This window comes from Blautia sp. ZXY-1-C6 (assembly GCF_056339875.1).
The window spans coordinates 1-3,128 of sequence record NZ_JBWJVQ010000198.1 but is presented as its reverse complement, the minus strand read 5'-3'; the positions used below and the strand labels follow the sequence as shown (position 1 = coordinate 3,128).

The 3,128-nt window shown below is 40.4% G+C and carries 5 protein-coding genes and 1 pseudogene; all 6 read right to left on the bottom strand.

From position 1 onward, the window contains the following. On the bottom strand, positions 1 to 1,147 hold a 1,147-nt coding region (locus AC075J_RS11520; RefSeq protein ID WP_476390340.1), incomplete at its 3' end, for a Y-family DNA polymerase. Between the two features lie 33 nt (positions 1,148 to 1,180). Beyond that, positions 1,181 to 1,636, bottom strand: coding sequence for a YaiI/YqxD family protein (locus AC075J_RS11515; RefSeq protein ID WP_055201523.1), 456 nt, complete (start codon positions 1,634 to 1,636; stop codon positions 1,181 to 1,183). Between the two features lie 10 nt (positions 1,637 to 1,646). After that, positions 1,647 to 2,015 carry a VOC family protein gene (locus AC075J_RS11510; protein ID WP_020993716.1) on the bottom strand — a complete coding sequence of 123 codons (369 nt, stop codon included), beginning with the start codon at positions 2,013 to 2,015 and terminating at the stop codon, positions 1,647 to 1,649. A 27-nt stretch (positions 2,016 to 2,042) separates the two neighbouring features. Then, positions 2,043 to 2,453: a peptide deformylase gene (locus tag AC075J_RS11505; RefSeq protein ID WP_055057538.1), complete on the bottom strand. Its 411-nt coding sequence runs from the start codon at positions 2,451 to 2,453 to the stop codon at positions 2,043 to 2,045. Positions 2,454 to 2,541: 88 nt separating this feature from the next. Then, positions 2,542 to 2,697, bottom strand: a complete 156-nt coding sequence (locus AC075J_RS11500; protein WP_167343404.1) for a hypothetical protein — start codon at positions 2,695 to 2,697, stop codon at positions 2,542 to 2,544. Positions 2,698 to 2,989: 292 nt separating this feature from the next. Beyond that, positions 2,990 to 3,128 (bottom strand): annotated as a pseudogene (locus tag AC075J_RS11495) (arsenate reductase ArsC); the annotation flags it as partial.

The following is a 3,128-nucleotide window of genomic DNA, read 5'->3' as shown; positions in this document are numbered from 1 at the left end:
GTTTCGGAATTCTTCTTCCATAACGGTCGATCGTAACCTCTCCATGATACTGCTTTTTCCTGTCGGCATTGTTCAGATTCTCAATATCATAACCAACTGTCAGCACAATCTGGTCTGTGACAAGCTTCTTATCCACCAAATCCAAAACCATCTGGTCCGTCATCTCTTTGACGACTAATTTTGCTTTTTCAAAGTCATAAGGACAATGAAGTACCTGCCCGGAACAAACACTGTTCGTTTCCGGTTTGTAAGCCTTGACCATTTCCATGGTACAGGGTTCATATCCCCAGGCATGGTCGATCAGCAGCTCTGCATTAACGCCAAACAGCTTATATAACAGATCTTCATTATATAACTCATTTGCTTTACCGATGGAACATCTGGCAATATCGCCCATTGTATAAAGCCCGTATTCTTCCAACTTCTTTGCATATCCCTTTCCGACTCTCCAGAAATCAGTAAGAGGTCTGTGACTCCAGAGTTTCCTTCGGTATGACATTTCATCCAGTTCTGCAATTCGTACACCATCTTTATCTGCTTTAATATGCTTCGCCACGATATCCATCGCAATCTTACACAGATACATATTTGTTCCGATTCCAGCAGTTGCCGTTATACCTGTCGTTTTCAGCACATCCTGTATCATGGTCATCGCCAGTTCTCTTGGTGTCATATTATAAGTATGCAGATAATCCGTTACATCCATAAATACTTCGTCAATCGAATACGGAAAAATATCTTCCGGTGCAATATATTTCAGATAAATGCTGTAAATTCTGGTGCTGTATTCCAGATAGAGAGCCATCCGGGGAGGAGCAACAATATAATCAATCTCCAGTGCAGAATTGATATTTAATTCTGTACTGTCATCAGAAGAACCAATAAATGTTCTGTTCGGTGCTTTCCACCTGCGGGCGCTATTGGCTTCTTTTACTTTTTGAACAACCTCAAATAAACGAGCCCTTCCGGGTATCCCATAACACTTTAATGCTGGAGATACCGCAAGACAGATCGTTTTTTCTGTTCTGCTTTTATCCGCAACCACAAGATTGGTCGCCAAAGGATCTCTATTTCGCTCTTTACATTCCACAGACGCATAGAATGACTTAAGATCGATTGCAATGTAAGTTCTTTTCTTTTCCGTCATTCTACGCCTCCTTCTCCTGTGTTTCGTTTGTGATTATTTCTTCTTATCCATCGCCATATGTATCATTTTCTCGAAGGATTCTCTGAAATGCTCATCATCCTCCGATGTTCGTTTTCTTGGTCCTTTTAAATGATTCTTTCCGGATGCCCTTCGTGCCTTCTTATTCAGATGCCGCTCCATAAGCATCTGGTCAATATTTTCATTCGTATACCATTTCCCGGACTGATGAATCGCATAAGCACCTTTTCCTAATACCATTGCCGCCACTCCATAATCCTGTGATACAATAATATCGCCTTTATGACAAATACTGATCAGTTTATAATCCACTGCATCTGCACCGGCTCCAACTACGATCACTTCACTGTAATCAGATGATAACACATGATTGGTATCACACAACAACGTTACCGGAAGATTATGCTCTTTTGCAACTCTTTCAACGATACTGACTACCGGACAGGCATCTGCATCAACCAAAATCTGCATATTCCCTCCTTTAATTGCACCTGAACGGAGTGCGAACCTCAATAAGATTACCACTGGGATCATACAGTCTTACAAGCTTCTGCCCACCTGCAAGTTCTGTCAGTTCGGTGGCATATCGGACGAAATACTTACCAGATTCATATTTCGCAAGCAATCCATCTATATCAAAATCCTCGAAATACAATTCCATCATGTTATTGAACGGCGTAGAAGTTTCATTCAATGTTTTCCCCCATATGTCGGCATCCTGCAAAACAAGTCCCTCCGATAAGATCACATTACCTTCATTCTTAAGAATCACTTGCAGTCCAAATAAGTCCCTATAAAATTCTATGGATTTTTCTATATCATCCACCACAATCAGTACATTCTTTAACATACCGGCCACCTCGCAATCCGCATTCGATTATATGATCTTCCCAGACAAATGATCAATTTCATGTTGACAGATCTGTGCCGTCCATCCAGACAGCTTCTGCCGCTGTTTTTTCCAGTTGAAGTCATAATATTCTACTTCAATTTCCTGATATCTGGTCGTCTTACGAACACCATCCAGAGACAGACAGCCTTCTTCCGTCTCATACATGTCATGCTTTGAAACAATCACCGGGTTAAACATAACAACATCTATAAATCCCATATTCACAATGATAATATTCTTCCTTACACCAATCATATTTGCAGCCATACCAACGCACCGTTCCCGGTTCGCCTGCAGTGTGTCCTGCAGATCCTTCCCAATCTGGATATCTGCTTTTGTGGCTAGCTTGGATGGCTGGCCTAAAAAGAAAATGTCTCTTACGATTTGCTTTACCATTTATTTTCTCCTGTATTTAATTTCTAATTCTTATTTATCCTGACCGGAAATCTTTCTCATCGGCTCAAGATTAATTTTACAGCATCAATCAAGTCCTCACTAAATCCTTTAATACCAACTCAAGTATAACATAGATATAACCCCTGTAGTGCATAAACTCGAAATATTCCTGTTCACTGGCAAATAAAATGTATTTGCCTTCTACGTATCCCATGTATCCGTTGCTTGTGTTATAACCTTTCATCTGCCAGTTCCCCCTTGATTTCTTTTTCTAATATTATCAGTTTACACCAAATGGCTGTGCAAAAATCCCGACAACCAAAAGGCTAAACTTCCTAAATCATTTTTGTATTCAACAGCTAAAGATAGAGAACAGCAAGGACAGGAAGTGGTTACCCACCTTCCGGACATTCGTCTCAAAACAGGAATCCTACTGGAATACTTGCAGATAAATAAAGAAAGCAGCTTGTCTTCCTTTGTCACAGTAAGTCCTGTGTCATAAAGCTGATAAGCTGCCATTTTGTTCTGCAGGTATTCTATTTGTTCTCGCTCAACCTTTTCTTTAGCTCAATGATATTCTCCTCAATCCGCTGTATCACAGTCTTGAAATCATCATCTGATTTCCCCGTTGGATCATCAAGTCCCCAGTTATCATCAAATGCTCTTCCAATAAAA